The sequence below is a fragment of the Marinimicrobium sp. UBA4209 genome (assembly GCF_002381585.1).
GTDB classification, from domain to species: domain Bacteria; phylum Pseudomonadota; class Gammaproteobacteria; order Pseudomonadales; family Cellvibrionaceae; genus Marinimicrobium; species Marinimicrobium koreense.
On sequence record NZ_DFTP01000045.1, the window covers coordinates 19,916 to 20,534 of the forward strand.

1 protein-coding gene is annotated in these 619 nt (G+C 56.2%); it reads right to left on the minus strand.

The genetic code is table 11. The features are described from left to right. Positions 1-303: 303 nt before the first annotated feature. Positions 304-588, minus strand: coding sequence for a hypothetical protein (locus tag B3187_RS06330; protein WP_286805189.1), 285 nt, complete (start codon positions 586-588; stop codon positions 304-306). Positions 589-619: the final 31 nt, after the last annotated feature.

Below are 619 nucleotides of genomic sequence, written 5' to 3' on the forward strand. Positions count from 1 at the left end.
CTTCAAACTCGTCATTGGCCAGGGCCAGCCCGGAAAGGCTGAACAACAAAAGCACGGCGGGAACCTTGATCCATCTCAGGGCCACACGGCGGGGGTCTATCACTACAAGCTACCTCTGTCGGCTGCTTCGAACGCATCGAAGGCTGGGATGTGGTGTCGTGCGGGAGGGCCGGATGCATGTTCCTTATACGGCAGCGGTCAACGCCTCCAAGACGTCAGTGTAACGGTAGATGCTAACATTGATCTGTAAAAAAGTGTTAGCCCCAGCGCGCGGGAGCGCCGGGGCCTGGTCATACAAAATGATCAGAACGACAGGCTCATGCCCACGCCCAGATACTGATCGTCACGGCCGGCGCCATTAACGAGCAAGTCACTGGTCTCATTGGTGTAGTAACCGTACAGCTTGGTCTTGTCGGTCAGTTTGTAGTCCGCACCCAGGCTGATGGACTCACCGCCACTTTCCTCAATGTCGGAGCTACCGGCCTGCGCTTTGAAAGACCAGACATCGGTGGCCTCCCACAGAACGGAGACGAAGGCACCATCTTCATCGGTGGTGGCGTCTTCATAGGTTTCGAACAGGGCGCCCACATGGATATTGGGGTAAGCGGATTAAATGGTT